General features: G+C 68.3%; 16 protein-coding genes. 14 read left to right on the top strand and 2 right to left on the bottom strand.

From position 1 onward, the window contains the following. Position 1: 1 nt before the first annotated feature. Entirely contained in the window at positions 2-427 is a 426-nt protein-coding gene (locus LT948_RS09130; protein ID WP_003114472.1) for a helix-turn-helix domain-containing protein, read from the bottom strand. Positions 428-510: 83 nt separating this feature from the next. On the opposite strand from LT948_RS09130, the gene LT948_RS09125 reads away from it, so the two are divergent. The 9 genes from LT948_RS09125 (at position 511) to LT948_RS09085 (ending at position 11,615) form a co-directional block, all read left to right on the top strand. Then, positions 511-1,095, top strand: a complete 585-nt coding sequence (locus tag LT948_RS09125; RefSeq protein WP_003110179.1) for an SAM-dependent methyltransferase — start codon at positions 511-513, stop codon at positions 1,093-1,095. 138 nt (positions 1,096-1,233) lie between these two features. Beyond that, positions 1,234-4,839: a DUF2339 domain-containing protein gene (locus LT948_RS09120; RefSeq protein WP_033995335.1), complete on the top strand. Its 3,606-nt coding sequence runs from the start codon at positions 1,234-1,236 to the stop codon at positions 4,837-4,839. Then, positions 4,836-6,230 carry a DUF3999 domain-containing protein gene (locus LT948_RS09115; protein ID WP_003141838.1) on the top strand — a complete coding sequence of 465 codons (1,395 nt, stop codon included), beginning with the start codon at positions 4,836-4,838 and terminating at the stop codon, positions 6,228-6,230. Before LT948_RS09120 ends, LT948_RS09115 begins: the two co-directional genes overlap by 4 nt. A gap of 108 nt (positions 6,231-6,338) precedes the next feature. Continuing rightward, the gene (gene estA / locus LT948_RS09110) at positions 6,339-8,279 is read left to right on the top strand and encodes an esterase EstA (protein WP_003115524.1); all 1,941 of its coding nucleotides are present in this window, start codon (positions 6,339-6,341) and stop codon (positions 8,277-8,279) included. A 153-nt stretch (positions 8,280-8,432) separates the two neighbouring features. Then, on the top strand, positions 8,433-8,963 hold the full coding sequence (gloA, locus tag LT948_RS09105; RefSeq protein ID WP_003101793.1) for a lactoylglutathione lyase: 531 nt from the start codon (positions 8,433-8,435) through the stop codon (positions 8,961-8,963). Positions 8,964-9,102: 139 nt separating this feature from the next. Next, the gene (locus tag LT948_RS09100) at positions 9,103-10,113 is read left to right on the top strand and encodes a class 1 fructose-bisphosphatase (protein ID WP_003110175.1); all 1,011 of its coding nucleotides are present in this window, start codon (positions 9,103-9,105) and stop codon (positions 10,111-10,113) included. A gap of 4 nt (positions 10,114-10,117) precedes the next feature. Beyond that, positions 10,118-10,720, top strand: a complete 603-nt coding sequence (locus tag LT948_RS09095) for a DUF924 family protein (RefSeq protein WP_003101790.1) — start codon at positions 10,118-10,120, stop codon at positions 10,718-10,720. 71 nt (positions 10,721-10,791) lie between these two features. Then, a complete protein-coding gene (gene bamE, locus LT948_RS09090; RefSeq protein WP_003095983.1) occupies positions 10,792-11,049 on the top strand; it encodes an outer membrane protein assembly factor BamE domain-containing protein in 258 nt (85 codons plus the stop codon). Further along, positions 11,046-11,615 (top strand): lipocalin family protein, encoded by a 570-nt coding sequence (locus LT948_RS09085; protein ID WP_003110174.1) that lies wholly within the window; start codon positions 11,046-11,048, stop codon positions 11,613-11,615. The genes bamE and LT948_RS09085 overlap by 4 nt, the downstream gene beginning before the upstream one ends. A gap of 142 nt (positions 11,616-11,757) precedes the next feature. Here the strand turns inward: LT948_RS09085 and LT948_RS09080 are convergent, their stop codons facing one another. Continuing rightward, a complete protein-coding gene (locus LT948_RS09080) occupies positions 11,758-13,119 on the bottom strand; it encodes a formimidoylglutamate deiminase (protein ID WP_023094932.1) in 1,362 nt (453 codons plus the stop codon). Between the two features lie 100 nt (positions 13,120-13,219). On the opposite strand from LT948_RS09080, the gene hutC reads away from it, so the two are divergent. From hutC to LT948_RS09055, 5 genes are all read left to right on the top strand, one after another. Continuing rightward, a complete protein-coding gene (gene hutC / locus LT948_RS09075; protein ID WP_003095970.1) occupies positions 13,220-13,972 on the top strand; it encodes a histidine utilization repressor in 753 nt (250 codons plus the stop codon). Then, positions 13,969-14,559: a HutD/Ves family protein gene (locus tag LT948_RS09070; protein ID WP_003095969.1), complete on the top strand. Its 591-nt coding sequence runs from the start codon at positions 13,969-13,971 to the stop codon at positions 14,557-14,559. The genes hutC and LT948_RS09070 overlap by 4 nt, the downstream gene beginning before the upstream one ends. Before the next feature lie 141 nt (positions 14,560-14,700). Beyond that, complete coding sequence (locus LT948_RS09065; RefSeq protein WP_003101766.1) at positions 14,701-15,723, top strand: ABC transporter substrate-binding protein; 1,023 nt, start codon at positions 14,701-14,703, stop codon at positions 15,721-15,723. Positions 15,724-15,738: 15 nt separating this feature from the next. After that, positions 15,739-16,677, top strand: coding sequence for a fatty acid desaturase (locus LT948_RS09060; RefSeq protein ID WP_023096252.1), 939 nt, complete (start codon positions 15,739-15,741; stop codon positions 16,675-16,677). Between the two features lie 18 nt (positions 16,678-16,695). Then, positions 16,696-17,493 carry a phosphate/phosphite/phosphonate ABC transporter substrate-binding protein gene (locus LT948_RS09055; RefSeq protein ID WP_218816313.1) on the top strand — a complete coding sequence of 266 codons (798 nt, stop codon included), beginning with the start codon at positions 16,696-16,698 and terminating at the stop codon, positions 17,491-17,493. Positions 17,494-17,697: the final 204 nt, after the last annotated feature.

The raw sequence follows: 17,697 nt of genomic DNA, 5'->3' as shown, positions 1-17,697 counted from the left end.
GCTATGCGCCGGGCGCTTTCCGGCGTGGCTTGATGGCCCCCGCGGCAGCGGCCCGCAGCAGGCGGCGGAACGTCGGGCAGTCCATGTGTTCGCGCGCCGGACAGGCCGCGGCATGCCGCAGGCCGTCGCGCATGGCGGCGAGGCGGCGGATCGTCCGGTCCAGTTCGTCGGCCTTGGCCGCCAGCGCCGCGCGGTCGATCCGCAACGCGCCGTCGGCTGCGCCCATGCCGGCAATCTCGTCCAGCGACAACCCGGCGGCGCGGCCCAGCCCGATCAGCGCCAGCCGCTCCAGCACGCCTGCATCGAACAGCCGGCGCAGGCCGTGCCGGCCGCTGGAGGCGATCAGTCCCTTTTCCTCGTAGTAGCGCAGGGTCGAGGCCGGTACCCCGGATCGTCGCGCGACCTCGCCTATGTCCAGTTGCCGCATGCCCTTGACCTCAAGTCGACTTGAAGTGGAAGACTAGCGTTTCGGCACCTGGGCCGTGACGAAATACAGACGAGGTGAACCTCATGTGGGACGAACGCTATGCCGCCGAAGAGTATGTCTACGGAACCGAACCCAACGCTTTCCTGAAGGAACATGCGCAGCGGCTGGCCGGGCCGGTGTTGAGCGTCGCCGAGGGCGAGGGGCGCAACGCGGTGTTCCTCGCTTCGCTGGGGCTGGAGGTGCTTGGCGTGGACGGCTCCGCCGTCGGCCTGGCCAAGGCGCGCCGGCTGGCCGAGGCGAAAGGCGTGTCGATCGACACCCTGGTGGTCGACCTGGCGGACTACGAACCGCCGGCAGCGGCGTTCGGCGCGGTGGTGTCGATCTTCGCGCACCTGCCCAGTCGCGTGCGCGGCAGACTCAACCGCCTGCTGGAGCGTTCGCTGCGACCGGGCGGTCTCTTCCTGCTGGAGGCCTATCGGCCGGAACAGCTCGGCCGCGGCACCGGCGGCCCGGCGGACGTCGACATGCTGGTGAGCCGCGCGGCGCTGGAGGCGGAGCTGCCGGAGTGCGAGGTGCTGCTGGCGCGGGAAATCGAGCGCGAGGTGGTCGAGGGCCGTTTCCACACCGGCGCGGCCTGTGTGGTCCAGTTCATCGCCAGGAAGAGGTAGCTCGCCACGGGGCGGGCGTCGGAATGCGTCGAATCTCGGGAATGCGGGCTGTATACTCCCGGCGCGGGTTCCGCTCTGGCAGGATGGCCAGGGCAGGTATCAGTGGATCGTGGTACCTCTTGATCAAGGATTCGACGCATGCAATGGATTTTCATGCTGGTGGGCCTGATCCTCGGCGGCTTCGCCGGGGAATCGCTGGTCGGCGCACTCCTCGGCGGCCTCTCCGGCCTGGCCCTGGGACAGGCCGTCTCGCTGCAGAACCTGGCGCAACAGAACGAGCGCCTGCGCAAGCAGATGAGCGAATTCGCCGAACGCTTCGAGCGCGGCACCGAGGTCATCCACCAGCGCCTGCTGCGCGTGGAGCGCCAGGCGCAGGACCTTCCCGAAAGCGTTCCCGAGCCGGCCGCCGGCATCGACCAGCCGCTCGCAGACACGCCTCCCGCTCCTTCCGCCGAGGTTGCCCCGCCGCTGGACTGGGACATCGAGCTGCCGGCCGTCGAGGCTGCGCCGCCTCCGCCTCGTCCCCCCGAGTCCGTCCAGCCCATCGAGCGTCAGCCGGCGTTCCAGCCTGACGCCCAGCCAGCGCCGCGCCGTGCCGCCCCTCCAGCGCCTCCACGCGAACCCTCGCTGGTCGAGCGTGGCTTCGCCGCGGCCAAGGGCTGGCTGTTCGGCGGCAACACGGTATTGCGCATCGGCGTGGTGCTGCTGTTCATCGGCCTGGCCTTCCTCCTGCGCTACGCCTCGGAACGGGTGGCGGTGCCGGTGGAGTACCGCTACGCCGGGGTGGCGCTGGCAGCGATGGCGCTGCTCGGCGTCGGCTGGTGGTTGCGCGAGCGGCGCGCCGCCTACGGCCTGATCCTGCAAGGCACCGGTATCGCGGTGCTGTACCTGACCATCTTCGCCGCCATGCGCCTGCATCCGCTGATCTCTCCCGGCGCGGCGCTGGCCCTGCTGGTGGTGGTGACGATCTGCTCGGCGATCCTCGCCGTGCTGCAGAACGCCATGGGCCTGGCGGTGGTGGCGGCGCTCGGCGGCTTCGCCGCGCCGATCCTGACCTCCACCGGCAGCGGCAACCATGTAGCGCTGTTCAGCTACTTCGCCCTGCTCAACGCCGGCATCTTCGCCATCGCCTGGTTCCGCGCCTGGCGGCCGCTCAACCTGGTCGGCTTCGTCGGCACCTTCGGCATCGGTTTCGCCTGGGGACTGCGCTCCTATACACCGGAGCTGTTCGCCAGCACCGAGCCGTTCCTGGCCCTGTTCTTCCTGATGTACGTCGGGATCGGCCTGCTCTTCGCCCGCCGCAAGCTGCTGGAGGCCGCGCAGGCGCCTGCCGAGCGCGGCGAACTGCTGCGCTGGTCGGCGCGACAGGCCGACTACATCGACGCCACCGTGCTGTTCGGCCCGCCACTGGTGGGGTTCGGCCTGCAATGCGCGGTGATCGGCCACATCGATTTTGGCATGGCCTTCAGCGCCCTGGCCCTGGGCCTCTTCTACATGGTCCTGGCGCGGGCGCTGCGTGGCCATGCTTCGGCCGGACGCACCAGCCTGCTGGTGGAAATCTGCCTGGCGCTGGGGGTGGTCTTCGGCACCCTGGCCATTCCGCTCGGCCTGGACGCGCGCTGGACCTCGGCCGCCTGGGCGGTCGAGGGCGCCGGCATCTACTGGCTCGGCCTGCACCAGCAACGCCGCCTGGCGCGGATCTTCGCTCTGCTGTTGCAGGGCGGTGCGGCGTTGGCCTACCTGAATGGCGTGCGGCCGGGTGAGACGACGTTGCTGGAGGGTTCGCCGCTGGGCGCGCTGATGCTCGGTGCGGCGGCGCTGTTCAGCTTCTGGCAGCTGCGTCGCGCGCCGGCGAAAGCGCTGGCCGACTGGGAGCCGGCCTGCCGGCCGTTGCTGGCAGCCGCCGGCCTGGCCTTCCTCTACCTGGTCGCACCGCTCTGCCTGGCCGTCGACGGCACCGCCATCGCCTGGGCCGTGGCCGGCCTGGCGAGCTTGTTCGCCGGCTTGCGCCTGGGCTCGCGTACCTTCCTGTTCTGCGCCTTCGCCGTGCAACTGCTGGGCGGTGCGCTGTTCCTCCTGCATTTGCAGGGCGGCGATGGCCAGGGTGGGGTATTCGACTCGGGCTGGCGTGGCTTGATGACCGCCTCGCTGATTGGCCTGGCGCTGATCGGCGGCATGCTGCTGGCGGCGCGCGACCCGCTGGTGAAGGACGACAGTCGGCTGCTCATGGGCTTGAGCCTGGTGCTGCTGGCCGGTCTGGCGTTCGTCAACCTGGCAGTGCTGTTCGTCCTGCCTTGGCGCAGCGCCAGCGCGGTATGGGCCGGTAGCGGGCTGCTGATCATCTGGCTGAGCCTGGTGCTGCGCCAGCGCCTGAGCTTCTACTTCGGCCTCGCCTTGCAGGTAGTGGGCGGCCTGGCGTTCCTCCTCGCCGGGCCGTCGCTGTTCGGCTCGCTGAGCGGCGAAGGCCTGCGGCCCCTGGCCCATTCCGGGTTCTGGACGCCGGCAGTGCTGGCCCTGGCGGCGCTGGTCGGCGCCTGGCGGCTGCGCCGCGCCGGCGAGCGCGAGCGGGCGCTGGGTATCGGTACCCTCGGCCTGGCCGAGCTGTCGCACCTGCTGCTGCTCTGGGGAGCCGGCTGGTGGGCGCTGACCGCGCTGTGCGAAACCGTCCGCTTCGTGCCTTATGGCCTGCGCGAGCATGCGTTGCTGCTGGTGGCCGCGGCGACAGTGGCGTCGTGGATGCTGCTGGCGCTGCGCGAGCGCTGGCGCGAACTGGCCCTGCTGTGCCTGGCGCTGGTCCCGGTGGCGCTGTTGGCCCTGGCCAGTGCCTGGCGTTTCGATTACCAGCCGTTCGGCGAATTCGGCTGGCTGGCCTGGCCGCTGCTGTTCGCCACGCACCTGCTGTCGCTGCGACGCCTTGCCCCGTTGCTGCCGGCGAAGGCCCTGAGCGTTGCCCATGTGCTCGGTTGCTGGCTGTTGCTAGGGGTGCTGGCGCTGGAGCTGCGCTACCTGTTCGCCCTGCTCGCCGAACAGTACAACGCCTGGCGTTGGCTGGGCTGGGCGCTGGTCCCGAGCGCCTACCTGCTGCTGATGGCTGGCGGGCGGAGCCTGCCCTGGCCGCTGCGCGACTTCCCGCGGGAGTATCGGCTGCTCGCCGCTGCGCCGGTGGCGCTGTTGCTGCTCGGCTGGTTCTGGAGCGCCAACCTGCTCAGCGACGGCGCCGCCGAGCCGCTGCCTTACCTGCCGCTGGCCAACCCGCTGGAACTGGGGCTGCTGATCGTGCTGTTCGCCCTCTACCGCTGGAGCGACGCCAGCCTGGCCTCGCTCGTCGATGGCAATGCCAGCGCGCGCCTGGGGCGCCAGGCGTTGGCCGGCGCCTCGCTGTTCGCCCTGCTGACCCTGGCGGTGTGCCGCGCCGCGCACCACCTGGCCGGCGTGCCGTTCCAGGCCGAGGCGCTGGCCGCGTCGATGCTGGTGCAGGCGGGGCTGTCGCTGGTCTGGACGCTCTGCGCGCTGGGCCTGACCATCGCCGGTACCCGTCTCGGCCGGCGCGACCTGTGGATGGTCGGCGCGGCGCTGGTCGGCGTCGTGGTGGTCAAGCTGTTCTTCGTCGAGCTGGGCAACAGCGGCAGCCTGGAGCGAATCATCTCCTTCATCGGGGTCGGCGTCCTGTTGCTGGTCGTCGGCTACTTCTCACCCTTGCCTCCGCGTCGTGCCGAGGTCGCATCGGAGGCCGAGCAGCCATGACGCGCTCCTTTTCGTTCAGAACCGCCGGCCTGCTCCTGCTGGGCGCCTGCCTGTCCCTGCCGCTGTCGGCGAAGGAGTCTGCCGAAGGTTTCAGCCGCCAGGTGGCGCTGTCGCTGCAGGGCGAAGGTCCCTGGTATCGCCTGAGCATCCCGATGAGCGTGCAGTTGTCGGCTGCTCATGCCGACCTGCGCGACCTGCGGGTCTTCGATGCCGAGGGCGAGGCCTTGCCCTACGCCCTGGTGGCCGGCAGCGAACGCCAGGCCAGCACGCCGCATGAGGCCGAGGTGCGGCTGTTCCCGTTGCGAGGCACGTCCGCCGCCGACGCGACGCAACCGAACCTGCGGGTGCAGCGCAACACCAGCGGCACCATAGTCGAGGTGCTGCCGGAAAACGCCGGGCCGGCTGCCGAGACTTTGCGCGGCTGGCTGATCGACGCGAGCGCGGTGACGTTTCCCCTGGAGCGCCTGCGGCTGGACTGGAGCAGCCCGGAGGAGGGCTTCCAGCGCTTCTCCGTGGAAGCCAGCGACGACCTCGAGCATTGGCAGGCCTGGGGTGACGGACAGATCGCCCGCTTGACCTTCAACGGCGAACGCATCGACGTCAGCGAGGTCAAGCTTCCCGGCCGCCAGGCCCGCTACCTGCGTCTGGCCTGGCCGGCCGGGGCAACCGCGGCAGACCTCCATGGCGCCCGCCTGCAAGGCAGCACGCGGAGCACCGAGCCGGCGCCGATGATCTGGTCCGAGCCGCTGGCCGGGCGCCAGGCAGGGGACGGCGAGTACCGCTGGCAGTTGCCGCTGGCGTTGCCGTTGCAGCGGGTGCGGGTGTCCCTGGAGCAGGCGCTGACCCACACCATCGTCCCGGTGGAACTGTCCGGCCGTGATCGTACGGAGAACGCTTCGCCGCGCCGGGAGGCCGCCTGGAGCAGCCTGGCACGCGGGGTCCTCTACCGGCTGCCGATCGACGGCCGCAACGTACAGCAGAACGAGCTGGAACTGCCGGGCTGGGCGGTGCGCGAGCTGCGTCTGCAGGTGGACCAACGAGGTACCGGCCTGGGCCCGGAGGTCCCGTCCCTGAGTGTCGGCCTGCCGGCCAGCGAACTGGTGTTCCTGGTGCGCGGCAGCCCGCCGTACCGGCTGGCGTTCGGCAAGCCCGGCGCGCAGTCGGCGGCGCTGCCGCTCGGCGTACTGATTCCCGGCTATACCGAGAGCAAGCGCGCCACCCTGGGTAGCGCCAGCCTGGGCGAACCGCTGGAGGTGGCCATGGCGGCCGCGGCGCCGGCACCGGGTAGCGACTGGAAGAAGATCGGCCTGTGGGCGGTACTTCTGCTGGGGGTCGCTCTGCTGGTAATAATGGCAATGAGCCTGCTGCGTTCCTCGCCGAACAAGCCATGAGCCGGTTCCGCGCTATGCTGTTCGGCTGAGGAGGCTTTACGACGGGCCCCGGGGCGCATGCCGACGACGCGGCGGCCCGACAATAAAAACAAATCACGGAGTAAGAGAATGATCAGAATGGCGCTCAAGCCACTGGTAGCGGCCTGCCTGCTGGCTTCGCTGTCCACCGCCCCGCAGGCTGCTCCTTCGCCCTATTCGACGCTGGTGGTGTTCGGCGACAGCCTCAGCGATGCCGGGCAGTTCCCCGATCCTGCCGGCCCCGCCGGAAGCACCTCGCGTTTCACCAACCGGGTCGGCCCGACCTACCAGAACGGCAGCGGCGAGATCTTCGGACCGACCGCGCCCATGCTGCTCGGCAATCAGCTCGGCATCGCCCCGGGCGACCTGGCTGCCTCGACCTCGCCGGTCAACGCCCAGCAGGGCATCGCCGACGGCAACAACTGGGCGGTGGGCGGCTACCGGACCGATCAGATCTACGACTCGATCACCGCGGCCAACGGCTCGCTGATCGAGCGCGACAATACCCTCCTGCGCAGCCGCGATGGCTACCTGGTGGACCGTGCCCGCCAGGGCCTGGGTGCCGATCCGAACGCGTTGTACTACATCACCGGCGGCGGCAACGACTTCCTCCAGGGGCGCATCCTCAACGACGTCCAGGCCCAACAGGCCGCCGGTCGCCTGGTGGATAGCGTGCAGGCCCTGCAGCAGGCCGGCGCGCGCTACATCGTGGTCTGGCTGTTGCCCGACCTGGGCCTGACCCCGGCTACCTTCGGTGGTCCCTTGCAGCCTTTCGCCAGCCAACTCAGCGGCACGTTCAACGCCGAGCTGACCGCCCAGTTGAGCCAGGCCGGCGCCAACGTCATTCCGTTGAACATCCCGCTGCTGCTCAAGGAAGGCATGGCCAACCCGGCTTCCTTCGGCCTGGCCGCCGACCAGAACCTGATCGGCACCTGTTTCAGCGGCAACGGCTGCACCATGAACCCGACCTACGGGATCAACGGCAGCACGCCCGACCCGAGCAAACTGCTGTTCAACGACAGCGTGCACCCGACCATCACCGGCCAGCGCCTGATCGCCGACTACACCTATTCGCTGCTGTCGGCGCCCTGGGAGTTGACCCTGCTGCCGGAAATGGCCCACGGCACCCTGCGTGCCTACCAGGACGAACTGCGCAGCCAGTGGCAGGCGGACTGGGAGAACTGGCAGAACGTCGGCCAGTGGCGCGGCTTCGTCGGCGGCGGTGGCCAGCGCCTGGACTTCGACTCCCAGGACAGCGCCGCCAGCGGCGACGGCAATGGCTACAACCTGACCCTTGGTGGCAGCTACCGCATCGACGAGGCCTGGCGCGCCGGGGTCGCCGCCGGTTTCTACCGGCAGAAGCTGGAAGCCGGCGCCAAGGATTCCGACTACCGGATGAACAGCTACATGGCCAGCGCCTTCGTGCAGTACCAGGAAAACCGCTGGTGGGCCGACGCGGCGTTGACCGGCGGCTACCTCGACTACGACGACCTGAAGCGCAAGTTCGCCCTGGGCGGCGGCGAGCGCAGCGAGAAAGGCGACACCAACGGCCACCTGTGGGCGTTCAGCGCGCGCCTGGGCTACGACATCGCCCAGCAGGCCGACAGTCCCTGGCACCTGTCGCCGTTCGTCAGCGCCGACTACGCGCGGGTCGAGGTCGACGGCTATTCCGAGAAGGGCGCCAGCGCCACCGCGCTCGACTACGACGACCAGAAGCGCAGCTCGAAGCGCCTGGGCGCCGGCCTGCAAGGCAAGTACGCGTTCGGCAGCGATACCCAGCTGTTCGCCGAGTACGCCCACGAACGCGAGTACGAGGACGACACCCAGGACCTGACCATGTCCCTCAACAGCCTGCCGGGCAATCGCTTCACCCTCGAAGGCTACACCCCGCAGGACCACCTCAACCGCGTCTCCCTCGGCTTCAGCCAGAAGCTGGCGCCGGAGCTGTCGCTGCGCGGCGGCTACAACTGGCGCAAGGGTGAGGACGATACCCAGCAGAGCGTCAGCCTGGCGCTGAGCCTGGACTTCTGAAACGGCGGCCGGCGCCCGGGCGGCGCCGGTCGCGTTTCCCGTCGACGGAACGATCGGCGCGCGCCGGCATCAAGAGAGTAGTACCCCGCTGTTACTCGCCGCCCGGTCGACCGCCATACACTGCCGATCCGTTTCGTTCGAGGGAATCGCCCGATGAGTTTCAACACCGAAGTACAGCCCGGCATCTGCATGGAGCCGGACGCCATCACCCAGGAATACGTGTTCAACCACACCATGTTGCGGGTCAAGGATCCGAAGCGCTCGCTCGACTTCTACTCGCGGGTGCTCGGCATGCGCCTGCTGCGTCGCCTGGATTTCGAGGAAGGCCGCTTCTCCCTGTATTTCCTCGCCATGACCCGTGGCGAAGAAGTGCCTGATGCGGTTGACGAGCGCCAGCGATATACCTTCGGGCGCCAGTCGGTCCTCGAACTGACCCACAACTGGGGCAGCGAGAGCGACGACAGCCAGTACCACAACGGCAACCAGGACCCGCGCGGGTTCGGCCACATCTGCTTCTCGGTGCCCGACCTGGTGGCGGCCTGCGAGCGTTTCGAGACGCTCGGGGTGAACTTCGTCAAGCCGCTGGACCGAGGCATGAAGAACGTGGCCTTCATCAGCGATCCCGACGGCTACTGGGTGGAAATCGTCCAGGCCAGCCTGAACGGCGAGATGGGACGCGGCTGACGACCGTCGATCGGTTGCGCGCCGCGGAAATGAACCGCGCCACCGCCGCCGATCTCCAACCGGCGGTTGCGCGGAGTCAAGCGTGACCGCCAATTCCGCGTTAAACTGCGCGGGTTTTTTCCTCTCTCCGGAGCCATCCATGTCCCGCGTTACCCTGAGCCGCTATCTGATCGAGCAGACCCGCAGCCACAACACCCCGGCCGACCTGCGCTTCCTCATCGAGGTCGTGGCGCGTGCCTGCAAGGAAATCAGCCATGCGGTGTCCAAGGGCGCGCTGGGCGGCGTACTCGGCAGCATGGGCACCGAGAACGTGCAGGGCGAGGTGCAGAAGAAGCTGGACGTGATGTCCAACGAGATCCTGCTGGAAGCCAACGAATGGGCCGGCAACCTGGCCGGCATGGCCTCCGAGGAGATGGACCACCCCTACCAGATTCCGGGGCGCTATCCGAAAGGCGCCTACCTGTTGGTCTTCGACCCGCTGGACGGCTCCAGCAACATCGACGTCAACGTCTCGGTCGGCACCATCTTCTCGGTGCTGCGCTGCCCCAGCGAGTACCTGAACCAGAACGATACCCTGCGCGAGGAAGCCTTCCTCCAGCCGGGCACCACCCAGGTCGCCGCCGGCTACGCCATCTACGGCCCGCAGACCATGCTGATGCTGACCCTCGGCAATGGCGTCAAGGGCTTCACCCTGGATCGCGAGCTGGGCAGCTTCGTCCTCACCCACGACAACATCAGCGTGCCGGAAAGCACCGCCGAGTTCGCCATCAACATGTCCAACCAGCGCCACTGGGAAGCGCCGGTGAAACGCTACGTGGAAGAACTGCTGGCCGGCAAGGAAGGCCCGCTGGGCAAGAACTACAACATGCGCTGGATCGCCTCGATGGTCGCCGACGTCCACCGCATCCTGACCCGTGGTGGCGTCTTCATGTACCCGCGCGACGCCCGCGAGCCGGAGAAGCCCGGCAAGCTGCGCCTGATGTACGAAGCCAACCCGATGTCGTTCATCATCGAGCAGGCCGGCGGCGCCGCCACCAACGGCACCCAGCGCATCCTCGACATCAAGCCGGAGAACCTGCACCAGCGTGTCGCGGTGTTCCTCGGCTCGAAGCAGGAAGTCGAGCGCATCACCGGCTACCACGCGGAGTAGGCCGATGAGCGCGCCCTGGGAGACCTTGCTCGACTGGTGGTTCGGCACCTCCAGCGATGCCGCCGAGGTGGTTGCCCAGCGCAACGGCCTGTGGTTCGGCAAGAACGTCTGCCAGGACGCCGATGCCGGCGGCCGTTTCGGCGACCTGGTGAACCAGGCGCTGGACGGCGGCTTGCAGGAGTGGACGGCCGAGGCCGATGGCTGGCTGGCGCTGATCCTGTTGCTCGACCAGTTGCCGCGGATGATCTACCGCGACACGCCGCGCGCCTACGCCGGCGACGCCCGGGCGCAACGGGTGGTGCGCGAGGGCCTGGAGAAAGGCTTCGACCGCCAGTTGCCGCCGGTGCGCCGGGTGTTCGCCTACCTGGTCCTGGAGCACGCCGAGGACCTGCCCAGCCAGGAGCGGGCGGTAGCCTGCTTCCGCGACCTGCGCGATCAGGTCGGTGGCAGCGTGCGCAAGCCCTTCGACGATTTCTACGACTATGCCGAGCGGCATCATGCGGTAGTCGCCCGCTTCGGTCGCTTTCCCCATCGCAACGCCATTCTCGGCCGCCCCTCCAGCGAGGAGGAGACGGCGTTCCTCAGGGAACCCGGTTCGCGTTTCTGACTCCAAGGCTCCGGATTTCCCCCGCGTGTGCCAAGCTGTAGGGCAGCGCTTCCCCGAACAAGGAGTTCCTCATGGCGTCGTTCCGTACCCTGGCCGTGGTCGCTTTCTGCGTCGTCCTGGCCGCCTGCAGCAAGATCAACCAGGAAAACTATTCCAAGCTCAAGGCCGGCATGAGCAAGGCCGAGGTCGAGGCGATCCTCGGCAAGCCCACCGAGTGCTCCGGCGCGCTGGGCATGTCCAGTTGCACCTGGGGCGACGAGAAGGCTTTCATCAGCGTGCAGTACGCGGCCGACAAGGCGCTGCTCTTCTCCGGCCAGGGGCTCAAGTGATCGGTCTGCCGATCCGGGTGCTCTGCACCCTGTGGCTGGGCTTGCTGCTGGTCGGTTGCGCGGGCTCGCCGAAGAATCCGCCGGCCACCGAGCAGGTCGACCTCCAGCGCTACCAGGGCACCTGGTACGAACTGGCGCGCTTGCCGATGTTCTTCCAGCGCAACTGCGCGCAATCGGAGGCGCATTACCGCTTGCAGGAAGACCAGAGCATCCAGGTGATCAATCGCTGCCTGACCCTGGATGGCGAGTGGGAGCAGGTGGAGGGGCGGGCGGTCGCCCAGCAGCCGGGACGCACCGACAAGTTGTGGGTGCGCTTCGACAACTGGTTCGCCAATCTCTTCCCCAACGTGGCGCGCGGCGACTATTGGGTGCTGGCGGTGGACGACGACTACCGCACCGCGCTGGTGGGCAATCCGAACCGTGAATACCTGTGGCTGCTGTCGCGTACCCCGCAGGTTTCGCAGCAGACCCGCGAGCGTCTGCTGGAAGAAGCGCGCAGCCGCGGTTACGCGGTGGACGAGCTGATCTGGCGGGTACCCGACGGCCAGTTGAAGCGGAGCCAGTGAAGGAACGCCCCGCCGGGGCGTTTTTTCTTTCCAGCGCCGTTCACGCCTGGCGGCTGGCGTGGGAAGTATCGGCGTTTAGCGCCCGACGGCTCGAACGAGTCGGGCGGATAAGCGCAACGCGGTTGTCCGCCGCTGCGCAGGGTCAGTCGAGCAGTTCTCCCAGCACCTGGACGAATGCCCGGGCGCTGCGTTCTTCCCCGGCATGCCGGCCGTCGCGCACCACCCATCTGCCGGCCACCATCACGTCGCGCACCTGGCGGTCGCCGCCGGCGAACAGCCAGCGGTTGAGCAGGGCGTCGCCCTCGGCGCTGGCCAGGTAGGGGTCGTTGCCGTCGAGCACCAGCAGGTCGGCGCGACGGCCCACGGCGAGGCTACCGATCGGCTGCCCAAGGGCCTGGGCGCCGCCAGCCAGCGCAGCGTCGTAGAGCGTGCGGCCGATCATCGGCTGGTCGTCGCGGTACAGCCGGTTGCGTTTCCGGTCGCGCAGGCGCTGGCCGTATTCCAGCCAGCGGAGTTCCTCGACCACGCTGAGCGAGACGTGGCTGTCCGAGCCGATGCCCAGGCGCCCGCCCTGGGCGAGGAAGTCCGTCGCCGGGAAGATGCCGTCGCCGAGGTTGGCCTCGGTGCTCAGGCACAGGCCGGCCACCGCGCCGCTACGCGCCATCGCCGCCACCTCGGCGGGGTCGGCGTGGGTCGCATGGACCAGGCACCAGCGCTGGTCGACCGCGACGTTCTCGTACAGCCATTGCAACGGCCGGCGTCCGCTCCAGGCCAGGCAGTCGTCGACTTCCTTCTGCTGTTCGGCGATATGGATGTGGACCGGCAGGTCGCCGTGGCCGGCGGCGAGGACCGTGGCGATCTGCTGCGGAGTCACCGCGCGCAGGGAGTGGAAGCACAGGCCCAGGGAGTGGCCTGCCGCGTCCAGCGGCGCGCGCAGGCGCTGGAGCAGTTCCAGGTAGGCCTCGCTGCCATTGATGAAGCGCCGCTGGCCCTCGCTGGCCGGCTGGCCGCCGAAGCCTGCGTGGCTGTAAAGCACGGGAAGCAGGGTCAGGCCGATGCCGGCGGCGCTGGCGGCGCGGGAGATGCGCAGGGAAAGTTCGGCGGGGTCGGCGTAGGAGCGGCCGTCGAGGTCGTGATGGACGTAGTGGAATTCCGCCACCGCCGTGTAGCCGGCCTTGAGCATCTCGATATAGAGCTGGCGGGCGATGACCTCGATCTGTTCCGGCGACAGCCGAGCGACCATCCGGTACATCAGCTCGCGCCAGGTCCAGAAACTGTCGTTGGGATTGCCGGCGACTTCGGCGAGCCCGGCCATGGCGCGCTGGAACGCGTGCGAATGGAGGTTGGGCATCCCCGGCAGCACGGCGCCGCCGAGGCGTTCGGCGCCGTCGGCGTTGGCGTCGGGACGAATCTCGGCGAGAACTCCGTCCGCGGAAATCTCGAAACGGACATTTCGCGCCCAGCCTTCCGGCAGCAACGCACGTTCAGCGAAAATTGCGGACATAATCAGCTCACACGCAGTCTGTTTTATTTGTATATACATATACAGACGATTAAGCGGTGCGTAAACTCACTTCATCGACGCCTCGACAAGGAGTCTCTCCGTGACGTCCTCTTCTTCCGATCGTTCCCCGCTGGCCTCGCAACTCGGCGAGGTACCGGCGCCGCTCTACGCGCGGGTCAAGCAGATGATCGTCAGCCAGATCCAGTCGGGCGCCTGGCCGCCGCACCACCGGGTGCCCTCCGAGAGCGAACTGGTCAGCCAGCTCGGCTTCAGTCGCATGACCATCAATCGCGCCCTGCGCGAACTGACCAGCGACGGCCTGCTGGTGCGCATGCAGGGGGTCGGTACCTTCGTCGCCGAGCCCAAGGGCCAGTCGGCACTGTTCGAGGTGCACAATATCGCCGACGAGATCGCGGCCCGCGGGCATCGCCATCGTTGCCAGGTGATCACCCTCGGTGAGGAGGTCGCCGGCCCCGAGCGCGCCCTGGCACTGGACGTGCGCGAAGGCCAGCGGGTGTTCCACTCGCTGATCGTGCACTACGAGAACGATATCCCGGTGCAGATCGAGGACCGCTACGTGAACGCCGCGGTGGCGCCGGACTACCTCAAGCAGGATTTCACCCGGCAAACGCCCTATGCCTACCTGACCCAGGTGGCGCCGCTCACCGAGGGCGAGCATGTGGTCGAGGCGATCCTCGCCGAGCCGGCCGAGTGCAAGCTGTTGCAGATCGAACGCGGCGAGCCGTGCCTGCTGATCCGCCGCCGCACCTGGTCCGGGCGTGTCGCGGTGACCGCCGCGCGGCTGCTGCACCCGGGTTCCCGCCACCGTCTGGAAGGACGCTTCAGCTCATGAGCGAATTCCGCATCCTGCGCGCCGTCGACTACCCGAGAATGCCGTGGAAGAACGGCGCCGGCTCCACCGAGGAGATCGCCCGCGACGGCGGCGACGGCCTGGACGGCTTCGGCTGGCGCCTGTCGATCGCCGATGTCGGCGAGTCCGGCGGCTTCTCCCGCTTCGCCGGTTACCAGCGGATCATCAGCGTGCTGGAGGGCGGCGGCATGCGCCTGCGGGTGGATGGTGCGGAATCCGCGCCGCTACGCGCGCGGCAGGCCTTCGCCTTTTCCGGCGACAGCGAGGTGCACTGCACCCTGCTCGATGGAGCTATCCGCGACTTCAACCTGATCTATGCGCCCCGGCGCCATCGCGCGCGCCTGCAATGGCTGCGGGTCGAGGGCGAGCTGGACTGGCACGGCACGGCGAGCACGCTGCTGCTGTTCGCCCAGCAGGGCGGGGTAGCGATTTCCTTGCAAGGGCAACCTCGCGGGCAACTGGCTGCCCACGACTGCCTGTGCGCCGAGGGACTGCAGGGCTTGCAGCATTGGCGCCTGACGGCCCACGAGCCGGCGTGGGTCTGTGCGGTGGAACTCGATTCGCTGTGATTTGCCGGCGCCGCCAGGAAAAAGCGTCTACACCGAAAGGGTAGACGCTTTTGTCTATCCAAAGAACCAAACGTTATTAATCCAATATTTTTAATGCCTATATAGTTCTGCATGCCGTCCGACTCCAACCGGGAGACCCGCATGCCCCCGCTTCGCCAGATCCTCGCCGTCCTCGCCCTGGGCGCCAGCCTCGCCAGCCAGACCGCCGTCGCGGCGGAATGCCCGTACCCGGGCAAAGTGGTGTTCGCCGGGCTGAACTGGGAAAGCGGCATGTTCACCACCGACCTGTTGCGCTACGTACTGGAAAAAGGCTACGGCTGCGAGACCGACGCGCTGCCGGGCAATACCGTGACCATGGAAAACGCCCTGCGCCAGAACGATATCCAGGTCACCGGGGAGCAATGGGCCGGGCGTAGCCCGGTGTGGCGCGCGGCGGAGGAGGCGGGCGAGGTGTTCTCCGTCGGCGAGACGGTGAAGGGCGCCACCGAGGGCTGGTGGGTGCCGGAGTACCTGGTCAAGGGCGACCCGCAACGAGGCATCGAGGCGAAGGCGCCGGAGTTGAGGTCGGTCGCCGACCTGCCGCGCTACAAGGCGCTGTTCCGCGATCCCGAGGAGCCCGCCAAGGGGCGTTTCTACAACTGCCCGACCGGTTGGACCTGCGAGATCGTCAACAGCCAGAAGCTCAAGGCCTACAGGTTGCAGGACAGCTACACGAACTTCCGCACCGGCACCGGCCCGGCGCTGGATGCGGCGATCAGTGCGGCCTTCCGGCGCGGTGAGCCGGTGCTTTTCTACTATTGGTCGCCGACTCCGTTGATGGGCCGTTTCAAGCTGGTGCAACTGGAAGAGCCGCCGTTCAGCGAGAAGGCCTGGGCCACCCTGTCCGATCCGAAGAACCCCGACCCCATCGGTTCCCGCTCGTTGCCGGCGAAGATCACCATTGGCGTTTCCCGCGATTTCCATGACAAGGCGCCGGCGTTGGTCGAGCTGTTCCGCAAGGTCGAGATCCCCTTGCCGCTGTTCAACGAGCTGCTCGCCGACATGGCGCAGAATCATCGCGAGGTCGGCGAGGTGCGTGCGCAGTTCCTTCGCCAGCATCGCGAAATCTGGAGCCACTGGGTGCCGGCCGAAGTCGCCGCGCGCCTCGATACCTCCCTGAAGTAAGCCTCGCCAGCCTTCATGGCGCACTACCTGAGCGGGCGTCAGCGCACCCTGGTGCGGCGGCTCCAGGATACCTTCCAGGCGCGCAGCGAATGGCCGACCTGGCTGCTGGTCGCCTGCCTGTACGGCGGTTGGGCACTGCTCGCCAGCCAGTATCGGCATTGGGGCTGGCCGGTGCTGGCGGGGCTGGTGCCGTTCGCCTCCCTCTACATGTCGTTGCAGCATGAGCTGATCCATGGCCACCCGACCCGCTGGCCGAGGTTCAACGCCGTGCTCGGCTACCTGCCGCTGGCCGTCTGGTATCCCTATCCGCTGTACCGTGACAGCCACTTGCGGCACCACCGCGACGAGCAACTGACCTACCCGGGGCTGGACCCCGAGAGTCGTTACGTCAGTCTGTCCGAATGGCCGCGCCTGGGCTCCTGGCGGCGGCGCTGGCTCTGCCTGGACAAGACCCTGCTCGGTCGCGCCACCCTCGGCCCGCTGCTGGCCCTGGCGGCGATGGCGCGCCTGGAGGGTTCGCGGTTGCGCCAGGGAGAGGGCGCCGCCTGGCGCCTGTGGGGCCTGCATGCCGTGCTGCTGGGCGGGTTGCTGGCCGGGCTTTGGCGCTGGGCGGGCATCCCGCCCTGGTTGTACCTGCCGGCGGTGGCCTATCCGGCCCTCGGCCTGAGCATGCTGCGCTCTTTCTACGAGCACCGTCCGGCCCGCGAGCCGGCGCAGCGCAGCGTGCTGGTCGAGGCGGGGTGGCCGTGGCGGCTGCTGTTCCTCAACAACAACCTGCATCTGGTCCACCACGATCTGCCGGGCCTGCCCTGGTACCTGCTGCCGCGCGTGTATAACGCAAGCCGCCGTGCCTACCGGCGACGCAGTGGCGATTTCCACCTGCCCGGCTATGGTCGTCTATGGCGGCGCCACGGTTGGCGGCCGGTGGATGCGCCGGTGCATCCCGAGCATTGAAGGCAGGCGGACGAGAGCATGATCGATACCCCGGTGGTGGCGGCGCTGGACATGTATGTCGAGCCGGACTGCGTCAGGCAGGCCGGCGCAACCTTCATCGGCGAGGTCTGCCGGCGCCTGGGCGTGCGCCGTTACGCGCCGGCCGCCGCCGATCTGGCGGTGCAGTGGCGACAGCCTAACCTGCTGTTCGCGCAGACCTGCGGCTATCCGCTGATGACCCAGTTGCGCGGCCAGGTGGCGGTGCTCGCGGTGCCCAGCTACGACTTGCCCGATTGCGCTCCCGGCGAGCATTGCAGTCTGTTCGTCGCCGCCGAAGGACAGGCGCGCCAGCGCCTCGGCGACTTCCGCAATACCTGCCTGGCGCTCAACGACCGCGACTCCAACAGCGGCATGAACCTGCTGCGCCATGCGCTGGCGCCGCTGGGGCGAGACTCGGCGTTCTTCGCCGAAGTGCGCATCAGCGGCGGCCACCTGCGCAGCCTGGCGATGGTGGCGGCGGGTGAGGTCGAGCTGACCTCGGTGGATGCAGTGACCTTCGGCTACCTGCAACGCCACGCACCGGAGCGCCTGGCCGGCCTGCGCGTGCTCGGGCGCAGCGCGCCGAGCCCGGCCTTGCCGCTGATCACCTCGCTGCACTGGAGTGCGGCGCAACGCCGCGAACTGTTCGAAGCGCTGAACCTGACGCTGATCGAGTGCCCGCACCTGGCCGCGACACTGGCGCTGAAAAGCTTCCTCCCGGCCGGCGAGGAGCATTACCGGATTCTCCTCGACTACGAGCGTCAGGCGCAGGGCTGGGGTTACCCGCAATTGCGCTGAACGGTGTTACCGAAGGCCCCAAACCGGTGCGCGCACGCTTCGACCACGTGCATCCAGGGCCGTTCCGGCAGGCTCCTTCTCCCGGGGGAGAGGCTACCTTCGCTAATTCTTAACTCCAGAAAAATCAACGTGTTGAATGAGATTCACGGGGGTGTGCAGATATCGCCGGAGGGCGTGACGGCAGAATTGGCCCTTCCTTTGCTT

It is taken from the genome of Pseudomonas sp. CP-1 (assembly GCF_021213715.1).
Taxonomy (GTDB): Bacteria; Pseudomonadota; Gammaproteobacteria; order Pseudomonadales; family Pseudomonadaceae; genus Pseudomonas; species Pseudomonas aeruginosa.
The sequence above is the reverse complement of the archived record's forward strand: the minus strand, read 5'-3'. Positions and strand labels throughout refer to the sequence as shown.